Source organism: Bradyrhizobium sp. NBAIM03 (assembly GCF_020194055.1).
GTDB classification, from domain to species: domain Bacteria; phylum Pseudomonadota; class Alphaproteobacteria; order Rhizobiales; family Xanthobacteraceae; genus Bradyrhizobium; species Bradyrhizobium yuanmingense.
Genome location: NZ_JADYVS010000018.1, coordinates 1 through 13311, shown reverse-complemented (window position 1 = coordinate 13311; position 13311 = coordinate 1). Strand labels below are relative to the sequence as shown.

13 protein-coding genes are annotated in these 13311 nt (G+C 66.6%); 3 read left to right on the top strand and 10 right to left on the bottom strand.

The window, feature by feature from the left end; all coding sequences use genetic code 11:
• Positions 1 to 32: 32 nt before the first annotated feature.
• The 5 genes from I6F21_RS24670 to rsmI form a co-directional block, all read right to left on the bottom strand.
• Positions 33 to 1550: a type II and III secretion system protein family protein gene (locus I6F21_RS24670; RefSeq protein ID WP_225183535.1), complete on the bottom strand. Its 1518-nt coding sequence runs from the start codon at positions 1548 to 1550 to the stop codon at positions 33 to 35.
• Between the two features lie 10 nt (positions 1551 to 1560).
• Positions 1561 to 2382 (bottom strand): Flp pilus assembly protein CpaB, encoded by an 822-nt coding sequence (gene cpaB / locus I6F21_RS24665; protein WP_036024324.1) that lies wholly within the window; start codon positions 2380 to 2382, stop codon positions 1561 to 1563.
• 284 nt (positions 2383 to 2666) lie between these two features.
• Positions 2667 to 3611 carry a glutathione synthase gene (gene gshB / locus I6F21_RS24660; protein WP_036024326.1) on the bottom strand — a complete coding sequence of 315 codons (945 nt, stop codon included), beginning with the start codon at positions 3609 to 3611 and terminating at the stop codon, positions 2667 to 2669.
• 10 nt (positions 3612 to 3621) lie between these two features.
• Positions 3622 to 4023, bottom strand: coding sequence for a YraN family protein (locus I6F21_RS24655; protein ID WP_197954151.1), 402 nt, complete (start codon positions 4021 to 4023; stop codon positions 3622 to 3624).
• On the bottom strand, positions 4010 to 4960 hold the full coding sequence (gene rsmI, locus I6F21_RS24650) for a 16S rRNA (cytidine(1402)-2'-O)-methyltransferase (protein ID WP_057030544.1): 951 nt from the start codon (positions 4958 to 4960) through the stop codon (positions 4010 to 4012). Before rsmI ends, I6F21_RS24655 begins: the two co-directional genes overlap by 14 nt.
• A gap of 354 nt (positions 4961 to 5314) precedes the next feature.
• Between rsmI and I6F21_RS24645 the strand changes: the two genes are divergently transcribed.
• Positions 5315 to 6547 (top strand): penicillin-binding protein activator, encoded by a 1233-nt coding sequence (locus I6F21_RS24645; protein ID WP_051056860.1) that lies wholly within the window; start codon positions 5315 to 5317, stop codon positions 6545 to 6547.
• Between the two features lie 99 nt (positions 6548 to 6646).
• Here the strand turns inward: I6F21_RS24645 and hemW are convergent, their stop codons facing one another.
• Genes hemW through rph form a run of 3 tightly spaced genes read right to left on the bottom strand, consistent with a single transcriptional unit; the run spans position 6647 to position 9151 of the window.
• The gene (gene hemW / locus I6F21_RS24640; protein ID WP_225183534.1) at positions 6647 to 7804 is read right to left on the bottom strand and encodes a radical SAM family heme chaperone HemW; all 1158 of its coding nucleotides are present in this window, start codon (positions 7802 to 7804) and stop codon (positions 6647 to 6649) included.
• Entirely contained in the window at positions 7791 to 8426 is a 636-nt protein-coding gene (rdgB, locus tag I6F21_RS24635; RefSeq protein ID WP_225183533.1) for an RdgB/HAM1 family non-canonical purine NTP pyrophosphatase, read from the bottom strand. The genes hemW and rdgB overlap by 14 nt, the downstream gene beginning before the upstream one ends.
• A gap of 11 nt (positions 8427 to 8437) precedes the next feature.
• Complete coding sequence (rph, locus tag I6F21_RS24630) at positions 8438 to 9151, bottom strand: ribonuclease PH (RefSeq protein WP_225183532.1); 714 nt, start codon at positions 9149 to 9151, stop codon at positions 8438 to 8440.
• A gap of 168 nt (positions 9152 to 9319) precedes the next feature.
• Here rph and hrcA point away from each other — a divergent pair, with 168 nt between their 5' ends.
• Entirely contained in the window at positions 9320 to 10408 is a 1089-nt protein-coding gene (hrcA, locus tag I6F21_RS24625; protein ID WP_036003234.1) for a heat-inducible transcriptional repressor HrcA, read from the top strand.
• 94 nt (positions 10409 to 10502) lie between these two features.
• Positions 10503 to 11120: a nucleotide exchange factor GrpE gene (gene grpE / locus I6F21_RS24620; protein WP_036003237.1), complete on the top strand. Its 618-nt coding sequence runs from the start codon at positions 10503 to 10505 to the stop codon at positions 11118 to 11120.
• A gap of 152 nt (positions 11121 to 11272) precedes the next feature.
• Here grpE and pncA read toward each other — a convergent pair whose 3' ends face one another.
• Positions 11273 to 11995: a bifunctional nicotinamidase/pyrazinamidase gene (gene pncA, locus I6F21_RS24615; RefSeq protein WP_225183531.1), complete on the bottom strand. Its 723-nt coding sequence runs from the start codon at positions 11993 to 11995 to the stop codon at positions 11273 to 11275.
• A 230-nt stretch (positions 11996 to 12225) separates the two neighbouring features.
• Positions 12226 to 13167, bottom strand: a complete 942-nt coding sequence (locus I6F21_RS24610) for a hypothetical protein (RefSeq protein ID WP_036003242.1) — start codon at positions 13165 to 13167, stop codon at positions 12226 to 12228.
• Positions 13168 to 13311: the final 144 nt, after the last annotated feature.

The window sequence follows — 13311 nt, the reverse complement described above, 5'->3', positions numbered from 1 at the left end:
CCCTGCCTTGCCCGGTCCCCAAACCGTTCGTCTCAGTCGATGATGAAGCCGAAATCGCCCGGCGTGCCGGCGACCGGATCGACACGGCTCGCGATGCCATAGAGGCGGTTGACCCGGCCGAGCAGCGCCCTCTGTGCGTCCGAGGCCGGCGCGAAGCCGTCGTCGGGCCGCGACAATTCCTTCTGGGCAACCGCGCGCACCACGTAAGGCGTCACGATCACCATCAGCTCGGTCTCGTTGTTGACGAAGTCCTGGCTGCGGAACAGCGCGCCGATGATCGGCACCTGGTCGACACCAGGCAGTCCGTTGATCGCCTGCTTGGTCTGCTGCTGGATCAGGCCGGCCATCGCCATCGAGCCGCCCGAGGGAATCTCCAGGGTCGTTTCGGCGCGGCGGGTCTGGATCGATGGAATGGTGATCGAGTTGGTCGAGGACCCGGTCACGGCCTGCGTCAACGTGATCGAGTTGGTGTTCGACAGCTCCGAGACCTCGGTCATCACGCGCAGGCTGATGCGGCCTTCGCTGAGCACGACCGGGGTGAAGTTCAGCGAGATGCCGAACTTCTTGTAGGTGACCTGGGTGGTACAGACGTGAGTGACCGGATCGCAGGCGTAGCCCCCGGGAATCGGGAATTCGCCGCCGGCGATGAAAGTGGCGGATTCGCCCGAGATCGCGGTCAGACTCGGTTCGGCCAGGGTCCGCATGACGCCGGCGCTTTCCATTGCCCGCATCGTGGCGTTGACGGTGGCGACGCCCTTGGCGAGGCCGGTGACGCCGAGCCCATTACTGCTGACGATCGGTCCGCCAGAGACCGAGAATGGGTTGGAATTGTTGAAATTCACCACCGCCGTGCCGGCATTCAGGCTGGCGCTGAGATCGACGCCGAGCTGCTTGACGATGTCGCGGCGGACTTCGCCGACCACGACCTTGAGCATGACCTGGTCGCGGCCGCGCACGACGATGTTGTTGACGACCTTGTCCGCGCCGCCGACCAGCTTTGCGGCGACGTCGCCGGCCTGCTGGGCCTCGACCGGGCTCGACACCGAGCCGGTCAGCATCACGCTGTCGCCGACGCCCTCGATCTGGACGCCCGGCAGCGACTGGCGCAGCGCCGAACGCATGCCGTTGAGGTCGCGCTTCACCGCGATGTCATAGGAGGCGACCTGCTGGCCATCGGCCGCGAAGAACACGACATTGGTCTGGCCGACCTGGCCGCCGATGATATAGGCGCGCTGGGCCGAGCGGATCACCGCATTGGCGATCTTGGGATCGGCCACCAGCACGTCCTTGACCTCGCGCGGCAGGTCGATGACGACGGACTTGCCGATGCCGAGCGACAGAAAGCGCGACCGCGCCGGTGCGATCGTCCCAACCGACGATAAGCCGAGATCCGACGCCTGCATCGGCGCCTGGTCGCCGACCGGCGCCTCCGCAGCACTGAGGATGCCGGAAGCCGCGAGCAGCCCCAGCACCAACATCGTCCCCGCCAGGACCGAGCGCGCGCGCTTCCCCCGAATGCGCATACCCGTCCGATCTCCCCCGTAGTTCATGCTGTCCCCATCACTTCTGTGACGTCAGTTGCCGTGCCTGGACGCCGTAACGGATTACGTTCACGCCGCCCGGGCGCTTGATCGCCTGGTCCTCGGGCGTGCCGTCGACTGCGTTGGCATCGACGATGCTGCGCAGCGCGAGTGTCAGAGTGCCGCCCTGCCGTGCGGCCGAAAGCGTGGCGATCTGGTCGGGCCGCAGCTCGAGCGTGACGGTCTTGCCGACCACCGCGTTCTGGCCCTCCTTTTCCTTCGGGGCCTGGTCGATCGCGAGCACACGGATGTTGGTGAGAATGACCTCGGACAGGATGAGGTCGTTGCCGCCGGTCGGGCCGTTGGTGTTGCCGCCGTCCGGATTCTTCAGCCGGCGGGTCAGGACGATGTCGACGCGGTCATTCGGCAGGATGAAGCCGCCGGCGCCGGTTTCGGCTGAAATCTCGGTGGAGACGGCACGCATCCCGGACGGCAGAATCGCGGCCATGAAGCCGGAGCCTTCGGCCTTGACCAGCTTCTGCTCGCGGATCGGCTCGCCCTGCATCAACGGCACGCGCGCGATCGAGCCCGCGATCTGGGTCGGTGCCTCGGGCCTGCTGTCGCGGCGGATGAAGGCGCTGCTGGCGGTTGCCGCGGGCCAGGCCTGCCATTGCAGGTCCTCGGGCTTGACGGCCTGGCCGAGCTGGATGTCGTTCTTGGCGATAAGGACCTCGACCGTCGGCAGCTTCTCGGCGACGGGCAGGACGGCCGCGGGCGGATTCTGATAGCCGCTCGCCAGATATGCAGCGACGCCGCCGGCGCCGAGAGCGATGACGAGAACGACAATGCGTGCGGTATTCATACGCTTCTACTCTTACGCGGGGCACTCGAACCGCACCTGGCGTGTTCCCCCGCATCGATGAGTAGGCAGCAAAAGTATAAGGGGTGTTGCGAGGCCGAACGTGATCGCCGGCCGCGATGCTGGTTTTCGGCAGATGGTGAACGCGGCGTTATTGGGTCGGCCAACAGCCCCGTAGTTTCACCTACGCGGGCACGTACGTTCGCACGGCGCGCGCGGCGTCATGGTGAATACGTCGTTAGCATCCCGGACTTCGCTAACGCTCCATCCGGGCTGCGTGCAGAGCTCTACTTCTTCCGCTTCGCTTCGATCACGTCCCAGATCTTCGCCGCGACATCCGGGCCGCCGAGCCGTGCGATGGCGCGGATGCCGGTCGGTGAGGTCACGTTGATCTCGGTGAGATTGCCGTTGATGACGTCGATGCCGACGAACAGCAGGCCGCGCTCGCGCAGCGCCGGGCCGACCGTGGCGCAGATCTCGCGCTCGCGCGGGGTGAGCTCCGTCTCCTGCGCCGCGCCGCCGCGCACCATGTTGGAGCGGAGGTCGTCGGCGGCCGGCACGCGGTTCACCGCGCCGGCGAACTCGCCGTCGACCAAGATGATGCGCTTGTCGCCGTGCTTCACCTCGGGGATGAATTGCTGGATCACCCAGGGCTCCCTGAACGTCACCGAGAACATGTCGAACAGCGAGCCGAAATTCATGTCCTGCGGCATCACGCGGAATACCGCCGCGCCGCCATGGCCGTGCAGCGGCTTCATGACCACCGCGCCGTACTTGTCGCGGAACGCGTTGATCTCATCCAGGTCGCGCGAGATCAGCGTCGGCGGCATCAGTTGCGGAAAATTCATCACGAACAGCTTTTCCGGCGCGTTGCGCACCGAGGCGGGATCGTTGACGACCAGCGTCTTCGGATGGATGCGCTCCAGGAAATGCGTCGAGGTGATGTAGGCGAGGTCGAACGGCGGATCCTGGCGCAGCAGCACCACGTCGAACCCGTTCAGCGCCTCGCGCCTGGGCTCGCCGAGGGTGAAATGGTCGCCGGGCTCGTCGCGCACCGTCAGGAGCTGAACCGGCGCGACCAGCTCCTCGCCGACCATCGAGAGCTTGTCGGGCGTGTAATAGGACAGGCCATGGCCGCGCTTCTGCGCCTCCAAGAGCAGCGCGAAGGTGGAATCGCCCTTGATGTTGATGCGGGCGATGGGGTCCATCTGGACGGCGACGTTCAGTTTCATGGGCTGCCTTTCAGGTCGAGGCGTCGAATGCCGCCAACACATGGCGCGGAAGCGAGCGCGGCGCAATCAGCATGGCGTCGAATCGTAATTCGAATTCGGCATGCTCGGGATGCGCTGCGAGCCAGCCTTGCGCGGCGTCGATGATGCGCTGCTGCTGGCGCGGCGTCACGGCGAATGCGGCGTCGTCCAGCGTGGCGCGGGCCTTGACCTCGACGAAGGCGATCAGGTTGCGGCGCCGCGCCACGATGTCGATCTCGCCATGCGGGGTGCGGTAACGTTTGGCGAGAATGCGGTAGCCCTTGGCCATGAGGTAGGCGGCGGCACGGCTCTCCGCGGAAATACCGGTCTGGAACGCTGCGACGCGCTCGGGCGACGCGACCTTCGGTTCCGCAGGAATCTCAGTCTTCGCCATCGCTGCCCCGCGAATCCTTTGCGAGCTCGAGCGCGCGGGCATAGACCTCGCGGCGCGGCCGGCCCGACAACGCGACCGCGTGCGCCACGGCATCCTTGACGCTGTGCGCGGCAAGCTGCTCGCGCAACAGACTATCGAGCGCGTCCGATGTCAGAACCTCGGCGTCGGCCGCGGGCGGAGCGATCACCAGCACGAATTCGCCGCGTGTCTCCAGCGTTGCAGCCTCGCGCGCCAGCTCGCTCAGCGTTGCGCGCGAAATCTCCTCATGCAGCTTGGTCAGCTCGCGGCAGATCGCGGCCTCCCGCGGTCCCATGATCTCGGCGAGATCGGCCAGCGTATCCTGCACGCGGTTGCCTGACTCGAACATCACCAGCGTCGCGTCGATGCGGGCGAGCTCGGTAAGACGGCTGCGCCGCGCGGCTGATTTCGCCGGCAAGAAGCCTTCGAAGAAAAAGCGGTCGGTCGGCAGCGCGGCGACCGACAGCGCGGCCAGCACCGAGGACGGGCCGGGCAGCGCATACACGGCATGGCCGGCGGCGCAGACCTCGCGCACCAGCTTGAAGCCGGGATCGGAGATCAGCGGCGTGCCGGCGTCCGACACCAGCGCGACCGAGCCGCCCTGTCCCAGGGCTTCCAGGATTTTGGGACGCGCGGCCTCCGCATTGTGCTCGTGATATGGCTTGAGCTGGGCCGTGATCGCATAGCGCTCGGTCAGGCGGCGCGTGATGCGGGTGTCCTCGCACGCGATGACATCGACGCCGGCGAGCGTCTGCAGCGCCCGCAGGGTGATGTCGCCGAGATTGCCGATCGGGGTCGCGACCAGATGGAGGCCCGGCGCGGCCTTCGGCGCCGCGAGCCGATGGGCATCGATGGAGAAACCGCGCGAGGCGGCGTCTTGAGCTTCAGGCGTATTTATCGGGGCCGGCTTTGCGCGCATAATGGAGCCAACTTAGGCACGATCGCTAAGGCTGGGAACCGGCTCGCCGAAAAAGATCGTGCCCAAAGATCGTATCCAGGTGAGGGGCGAGGAACGGACGGGAATGTGATCGGTCGAGATCGCGCCGGGAGGCAGTAGGGGCCCTCGCGCCATATTCGCGACGGAAACGCCGCCTTGATGGGTGAATGAGTGACGGCGAAGAGCTGCCGGGACGGGATTGCGGCCGCGTTAAGCGGTTGTTATCCTTTTGTTTTGGTTAACTATTTGCCGACACACTGCCTGAATCCGCGGCCCCCCGTCGCGGAAAGCAATGTCGTGATCAGCCGGCGACGGCGGGTCGGAAGAGAAGCTGCCATGGTCGGCCCGCGTCATCCAAAGTCTCACCTTCCGGGATCCCCATCGCCAGGGGCGACCCGGCGGACTGCGCTCGGCCTGTTGCTCGGCGCGCCCGTGCTGTCGGCCTGCGCCGGCGTGCAGCAAAGCCTCAGCCAGTTCTCCAACCCGTTCTCGAGCTCCGCGCCGCCGGCCCAGCCGGCAGGACCGCAGCAGCAGGCGACGACCGCCGGCACCGGCGGCGTGAAGGTCGGCCTGATCCTGCCGCTCTCCGCGGCCGGCAATGCCGGGCTCGCCGCGCAATCGATGCGCAACGCCGCCGAGATGGCGCTGGCCGAGTTCCAGAACCCGAACATCCAGCTCCTGATCAAGGACGACAATGGCAGCCCGCAAGGCGCGCAGGCCGGCGCGCAGCAGGCGGTCGACGAGGGTGCCGAGATCATCCTCGGGCCGCTGTTCGCGCAATCGGTGCCGGCGGTGGCGCAGGTCGCGCGCACGCGCGGCATTTCCGTCATCGCCTTCTCGACCGATTCCAGCATCGCCGGACGCGGCGTCTATCTGCTCTCGTTCCTGCCGGAGTCCGACGTCAACCGCATCGTCGAATATTCCGCCGGCATCGGAAAGCGCTCCGTCGCGGTGCTGGTGCCCGACAACGCCTATGGCAATGTCGTCGAGGCCGCGGTGAAGGCGGCGGTGCCGCGGCGCGGCGGGCGCATCGTTGCGTTCGAGAAATACGGTGCCGATCGCGCCACGCCCGCGCGCACCGTGGCGCAGCAGCTCGGCAGTGCGGACGCGCTATTCATTGCCGATGACGGCGATGCCGTCGTGTCAGTGGCGGATGCGATGACGGCCGCGGGCGCGAACCTGCGCAACATCCAGCTGCTCGGCACCGGCCTGTGGGACAATCCGCGCGTCTATGCCAGCGCCGCGCTGCAGGGCGGCCTTTACGCCGCGCCCGATCCGGCCGGCTTCCGCGCCTTCTCCGGCCGCTACCGCACGAAATACGGCGCCGAGCCGATCCGCACCGCGACCCTTTCCTATGACGCGGTCGCGCTCGTTGCCGCGCTGGCGCGCACGCAAGGCGGCCAGCGCTTCTCTTCCGACGTGCTCACCAACCCCTCCGGCTTTGCCGGCATCGACGGCCTGTTTCGCTTCCGCGCGGATGGCACCAATGAACGCGGACTTGCCGTGATGAAGGTGACGCAAGGCGGCGGCGTTGCGGTGGCGGGCTCGCCGAAGAGCTTTGGGGCGTAATGGTTTCGTACCCGGATGGAGCGCAGCGTAATCCGGGTTCTGTCCACGCGGTGAGACCGTCCCGGATTGCGCTACGCTCCATCCGGGCTACGAGATCCGCTAAGCCGCGAGATCCGCGACCACGGCATCCAGCACCGGAAAACCGCTGCTGGTCACGCGCAACCGTCCCGTTGCATCCACGGTGATCGCGCCTTCCTCGCGCAAGAGCGCGATGCGGCGGGGGTCGAGCGGGCGGCCGGCGAGGGCCTTGTAGCGCTCGGGATCGATGCCTTCGGCGAGCCGCAATCCCATCAGCAGGAATTCGTCGGCGCGTTCCTCGCTGTTGAGGAGCTCGTCGCTGACGACACCGTCGCCGTTGGTCTCGACCCGCATCAGCCAGGCCTCGGGACGCTTCTCGGTGGCGGTGGCGTGGCGCACGCCGTCGATGTCGAGACGGCCATGTGCGCCGGGGCCGATGCCGGCATATTCCTCGCCGCGCCAGTACACCAGATTGTGCCGGCATTCGGCGCCGCGCCGCGCGTGATTGGAGATCTCGTAAGCGGGCAGCCCGAGCTTGTCGCAGGTCTCCTGCGTGACGTCGTAGAGCGCGCGGGCGACCGCTTCGTCCGGCGTCTTCAGCTTGCCGGCCTGGTGCAGGCCGAAGAAGGGCGTGCCTTCCTCGATCGTCAATTGATAGAGCGACAGATGCTCGGCCGCTTCATCGATGGCGTGCCGCAGCTCGCCCGCCCACATCGCCGGCGTCTGGTCGGGGCGGGCGTAGATCAGGTCGAACGAATAGCGGTCGAACGCGCGGCGCGCGATGGCGACGGCATCGAGCGCTTCGCGCGCGCTGTGCATGCGGCCGAGCGCTTTGAGCGAGGCGTCGTCGAGCGCCTGCACGCCGAGCGAGACGCGGTTGACGCCGGCGATGCGATAACCGGCAAAGCGCGTGGCTTCGACGCTGGTCGGGTTCGCTTCCAGCGTTACCTCGACATCGCCTGCGACGGTCCAGTGCTTGCCGATCGCGTCTAACACCGCTCCGACGGTGGCGGGCCGCATCAGTGACGGCGTGCCGCCGCCGAGGAAGATCGAGGTGACCTCGCGGCCGGGCGCGCGCTCGGCGGTCGTTGCGATCTCACGCGCGAAGGCGGCGGCGAAGCGCGTCTCGTCGATCGCGGCATGGCGGACATGGCTGTTGAAGTCGCAATAGGGGCACTTCGACAGGCAGAACGGCCAGTGCACATAGACGCCAAACGCATCCTTGTTAGCGCGGCTCAAGGCAGATCTCCGCCAGTTTCCGAAAAGCGCGGGCGCGGTGCGACAGGCCGAGGCCAAGTGGCGGCAGGCCGTGCTTCTCGATGCTGGTCATCTCGCCGAAGGTGCGGCTGTGCCCGTCCGGCAGGAACATCGGGTCGTAGCCGAAGCCGGCCGTGCCGCGCGGTGGCCAGATCAGCGTGCCGTTGACGCGCGCCTCGACCTCCTCGCGATGATCGTCGGGCCAGGCCACGCAAAGCGCGGAGACGAAGTGGGCCTTGCGCTTGTCCGGCGTGGTGGCGCCGCGCTCCTGCAGCAGGCGCTCGATCTGCGCCATCGCCGCGTTGAAATCCTTGGTCGGGCCGGCCCAGCGCGCGCTGTAGATTCCCGGCGCGCCATCGAGCGCATCGACCACGATGCCGGAATCGTCGGCGAAGGAGGGCAGCTTGGTCGCCTGCGCTGCGGCGACCGCCTTGATCGCGGCGTTGCTGCGGAAATCGTTGCCGGTTTCCTCGGGCTCGTCTAGGCCGAGCTCGCCCGCCGACACCGCCTCGATCCCGTACGGCGCGAGCAGCTCCCTCATCTCGGCGAGCTTGCCGGGATTGTGGGTGGCGATGACGAGCTTGTCGGTGATTCGGCGGTGCATGGGCCTATTGACTACGCCACGGCCAGTTTCTGCAAGTCCACCAGGCGCGCAATGCCCTTCTGCGCCAGGGCGATCAGCTTCAGGAACTCGTCCTGCGTGAACGGCTCGCGTTCCGCGGTGCCCTGCACCTCGATGATGCGGCCATCGCCGGTCATGACGAAATTGGCGTCGGTCTCGGCTTCCGAATCCTCGGTATAGTCGAGATCGAGCACCGGCGTGCCGTTGTAGATGCCGCAGGAGATCGCGGCGACGTTGTCGCGCATCACGTTGGCCTTCACCATGTTGCGCGCCTTCATCCAGTTGAGGCAATCGGCAAGCGCGACCCAGGCGCCGGTGATCGAGGCCGTGCGCGTGCCGCCGTCGGCCTGGAGCACGTCGCAATCGACCGTGATCTGGCGCTCGCCGAGAGCTTCGAGATCGACGATGGTGCGAAGCGAGCGGCCGATCAGGCGTTGGATCTCGACCGTGCGGCCGCTCTGCTTGCCGGCGGAGGCCTCGCGGCGGGTGCGTTCGGAGGTCGCGCGCGGCAGCATGCCGTATTCGGCGGTGACCCAGCCGCGGCCCTGCCCCTTCAGCCAGGGCGGCAGGCGGTCCTCAAGCGTGGCGGTGACCAGCACATGGGTGTCGCCGAATTTAACGAGGCACGAGCCTTCCGCATATTTGACCACGCCGCGCTCCAGCGTCACGGGGCGCAATTCGTCGGGCGCACGGCGGCTTGGCCGCATGGGAAATCTCCAAAACTCACGGGAATAGGCTGTTCGCGGTGCTTGTAGGTGGGGCGGGGGTGGGCGGCAAGGGCTTATTCACCCCCTGACCGTCGGCCTGCAAACGCCACGCTTGTCAGACGCGTCCCGGATGGACAAATTATAAGGATCTGAGAGGAGTTACCGTCTGTGGCCCATCACGATCCGATCCATCTGATCGCGCCGCGCGCAGGCCTTGCCCAGCTCAACGAGCGTTCCCGCGACATCTTTCGTCAAATTGTCGAAAGCTATCTCGCGACCGGTGAGCCGGTCGGCTCGCGCAACATTTCCCGCCTGATTGCGATGCCGCTGTCGCCGGCATCTGTGCGCAACGTCATGGCCGATCTGGAACAGCTCGGCCTGATCTATGCCCCGCACACCTCCGCCGGCCGGCTGCCGACGGAACTGGGCCTGCGCTTCTTCGTCGATGCCCTGATGCAGGTCGGCGACCTCAACGAGGCCGAGCGGCAGGCGATCCAGAGCCAGCTCTCGTCCGTCGGCGAGGCGCAATCGGTCGAGGCGGCGCTGGACCAGGCCTTGATGCGGCTCTCCGGCCTGACCCGGGCCGCCGCCGTCGTGCTGACGCCGAAATCCAATGCGCGGCTGAAGCACATCGAATTCGTCCGCCTGGAACCGGAAAAAGCGCTGGTGATCCTGGTCGGCGAAGACGGCCAGGTTGAAAACCGCGTGTTGACGCTGCCGCCCGGAGTTCCCTCTTCGGCGCTGACAGAGGCCGGCAATTTCCTCAATGCGCGGATCCGCGGCCGCACCTTGGCCGAAGCGCGGCTCGAGCTCGAGACCGCACTCGGCGAGGCCCGTGCCGAGCTCGATCAGCTGACACAGAAAGTGATCTCGGCCGGCATCGCCAGCTGGTCCGGCGGCGAGAGCGAGGACCGTCAGCTCATCGTCCGCGGCCACGCCAATCTGCTCGAAGATCTGCACGCGCTGGAGGATCTGGAGCGGGTTCGCCTGTTGTTCGACGACCTCGAGACCAAGCGCGGCGTGATCGATCTGCTCGGCCGGGCCGAGACCGCCGAAGGCGTGCGCATCTTCATCGGCAGTGAGAACAAGCTGTTTTCGCTGTCGGGGTCGTCCACCATCATCTCGCCCTATCGGGATGCCGCCGGCCACATCGTCGGCGTTCTCGGCGTGATCGGCCCGACGAGGCTGAATTACGCCCGCGTGATCCCGACCGTGGACTACGCCGCCCGCATCGTCAGCCGCCTGTTGGGGGGCTGACCGGCCTTTCTGCCGATCACGGGCGCTTGATTTTCGCGGGTTTAAGCACGATATCCGGGCCAACATCCCTGAAACGAGTTCGAGATCAGAGCCGATGACCGAGCAAGACCGGCAACCCCAAGACACGACTGCAGCGACCGGCGAGCCCGTGGTGTCGAAACCCTACATCATGCCCGACGATCCCGAGCCGGGTTCGGTCGAAACTCTGCAAAAGGAAGCGGCTGAAGCGCGCGACCGCATGCTGCGGACGCTGGCCGAGATGGAGAATTTGCGCAAGCGCACCGCAAAGGAAGTCGCCGACGCCCGCCTCTACGGCATCACCGGCTTCGCGCGCGACGTGCTCGACATCGCCGACAATCTTCAGCGCGCACTCGATGCCGTTCCGGCGGAGGCGCGTGCTGCGGCTGATCCCGGCCTGGTGTCGTTGATCGAGGGCGTCGAGCTCACGGAGCGCGCGCTGCTCAACGCGCTGGAAAAACACGGCGTGAAGAAGCTCGATCCTCAGGGCCAGAAGTTCGACCCGAACTTCCACCAGGCAATGTACGAAGTGCCTGACGCGTCGGTGCCGTCGGGCACCGTGGTGCAGATCATGCAGGCCGGCTACACCATCGGTGACCGCGTGCTGCGCCCGGCGCTGGTCGGCGTCGCCAAGGGCGGCGCGAAGACTGCGCCCGCGGCGAACAACAACGAATCGAGCAGCGCGGCGAACTGAGTGTTGGCGTCATTCCGGGGCTCGACGAAGTCGAGAACCCGGAATCCATCGAACAGCAGAGACAACCGCACAATGGATTCTCAGGTGCGCAAATTGCGCACCATAGCTCGCGCTGAAGCGCGCCCCGGAATGACGGAAGGATAGCGCGCCGCCTACGCGCTCACCGCGATATCCGCAGACTGAATCCGCTTCACGCCCGCCTTGGCCATGTCGGCCCAGGCCTTGGCGAGCGAGCCCTGCGTGTCGATGCCGCGGCAGGCGTCTTCCACCACATAGACCTCGAAGCCCGCCTTGCGCCCGTCGAGCGCGGTCCAGGCGACGCAGAAGTCTGTCGCAAGACCAGCGACGAAGACGCGCTTGATCTTGCGGCCCCTCAGGTAGCCGGCGAGCCCGGTCGAGGTCTTGCCGTCGGCCTCGAGGAAGGCCGAATAGCTGTTGACGTTCTTGTGAAATCCCTTGCGGATGATGAGCTCGGCGTGCGGGATCGACAGGTCCTTCGACAGCGCCGCGCCCTCGGTGCCCTGCACGCAATGGTCCGGCCACAGCACCTGCTTGCCGTAGGGCAGGTCGACCGTTTCGAACGGCTTCTTGCCCGAATGAACCGACGCAAACGAAACGTGGCCCGGCGTGTGCCAGTCCTGCGTCAGCACCACATTCGCAAATGCCTTCGAGATCTTGTTGATGACCGGCACCACCTGCTCGCCTTCCTTCACCGCGAGGCTCCCGCCGGGCAGGAAGCAGTTCTGCACGTCGATCACGAGCAGCGCGGACGCTTCGTCCGGCTTGATCGGTGCGGCCGCGAACAGCGCGCTTGGCGCGAGCGTCGCCAGCGCCGTCGTTCCAAGCATTGCCAAGACCTGTCGCCGAACCAGCATGTCTACCTCCCCTCCAGGATGATCCAACGGAAGGAAGCCTAGTTCCGTTCGTATACGAACAGAAGCCTGAAAATGCAGCGGGTTCTGTCCAGCGCGTGGGCTGACAAAGCCCATAGCGCCGTCATCCCGGGGCGCGCAAAGCGCGAACCCGGGATCCATAACCACAGGGAGAAGTTGGGCGAAGGTTCTTCGTGAAACTGCGACCAACCACGATTAGCGCCGGCTTCGCCCTACCCCTTCGGCTGAATCCCGTCGCGTACGGTGCGGAAGCGGGTGAAGGCGGCTTGCCATTGGTCGCGCGGGGCGCTGGCGATGATGCGCAATGATGCGCCGCCGCTCGAGAAGCGGATCCACTGCACCACCGTCACCGGGACCTTGTCCTTGCCGCTGACGCCGTCGATCCGGGTCTCGAAGCCTTGCTGGCCGTTGATGCGGATCGGCTCGGACATGGTGATGCGCGACTCGCGCACGCCGGGAATCTGGAGCGCCGCCTCCCGGGCGAAGCGGGCGCGGTCGTCGGCGGCTTGCGGGGTGGCGCCGATCAGGCCGAGGATCATGAACGGCCTCGCCTCGTAGCCCACGCTCTCATCGCCGTCGGCCAGGATGATGCTCGAGCCCGGTGCCAGGGTCTTGATGTCCTTGAAGTCGGCGAGATCGGTGATCTTGAACGGCAGCAGCGCGATCTGCTCCTCGGCCGAGACCTGCCTGCGGGTGGTGGCGCTCGCGAACATCTGTCGCACCGCCTCGTCCGTGTAGATCTTGGTCGCATTCTCCGGGATCTGTACCGCGACATAGCCGGAGAAGCCGGCGCCGGGCACGATCATCGAATACCGCTTCACCGGGGTATCGCCGGCCTTGCCGCTTTCGGTGGTGAAATAGGCAAGACCTGCGGGGGTCTCGACCTTGTCCTGCTTGACGCCGCCGGTCCCGCCGGGATTGGAATTGAAGGCGCTCACGACCTCGCCATAGGCGGCCGGCGGCAGCTCGGTGACCAGCACCTTGACGTTGCCGTCCTCGCTCTCGAAGCCTGGAAAGGTCTTGGCCGTGCTGAGGCCGATCAGCGGCACCATGCCGAGACGCAAGCCGGGTGGGAAAACGACGTCGGCGGCGAAGGCCGGAAGCGCTGTTACGGCGAGGAGGGCGAGCGCGGCGAGGGGGCGGATCAGCTTCATGGCCACTCTGATTGGTTCACATTGAGGCCGTTCGATGGTCGGCCACCGGGCCGCTTTGTCGCGCGAAGCAGCTGCGCCGGCTGTGCGGTCGGTCCGCCTTTTAGCCGGTTTGGCCTCGCCGCAACAGGGCGGGCGGGCTTGCGG

Bases quoted from the DNA above. Each gene is read 5' to 3' on its own strand.
- rdgB (WP_225183533.1), bottom strand. From the start codon at position 8,426: ATGCACCGCCGAATCACCGACAAGCTCGTCATCGCCACCCACAATCCC.
- grpE (WP_036003237.1), top strand. From the start codon at position 10,503: ATGACCGAGCAAGACCGGCAACCCCAAGACACGACTGCAGCGACCGGC.
- I6F21_RS24670 (WP_225183535.1), bottom strand. From the start codon at position 1,550: ATGAACTACGGGGGAGATCGGACGGGTATGCGCATTCGGGGGAAGCGC.
- gshB (WP_036024326.1), bottom strand. From the start codon at position 3,611: ATGAAACTGAACGTCGCCGTCCAGATGGACCCCATCGCCCGCATCAAC.
- I6F21_RS24645 (WP_051056860.1), top strand. From the start codon at position 5,315: ATGGTCGGCCCGCGTCATCCAAAGTCTCACCTTCCGGGATCCCCATCG.
- pncA (WP_225183531.1), bottom strand. From the start codon at position 11,995: ATGCTGGTTCGGCGACAGGTCTTGGCAATGCTTGGAACGACGGCGCTG.
- cpaB (WP_036024324.1), bottom strand. From the start codon at position 2,382: ATGAATACCGCACGCATTGTCGTTCTCGTCATCGCTCTCGGCGCCGGC.
- rph (WP_225183532.1), bottom strand. From the start codon at position 9,151: ATGCGGCCAAGCCGCCGTGCGCCCGACGAATTGCGCCCCGTGACGCTG.
- rsmI (WP_057030544.1), bottom strand. From the start codon at position 4,960: ATGCGCGCAAAGCCGGCCCCGATAAATACGCCTGAAGCTCAAGACGCC.
- I6F21_RS24655 (WP_197954151.1), bottom strand. From the start codon at position 4,023: ATGGCGAAGACTGAGATTCCTGCGGAACCGAAGGTCGCGTCGCCCGAG.
- I6F21_RS24610 (WP_036003242.1), bottom strand. From the start codon at position 13,167: ATGAAGCTGATCCGCCCCCTCGCCGCGCTCGCCCTCCTCGCCGTAACA.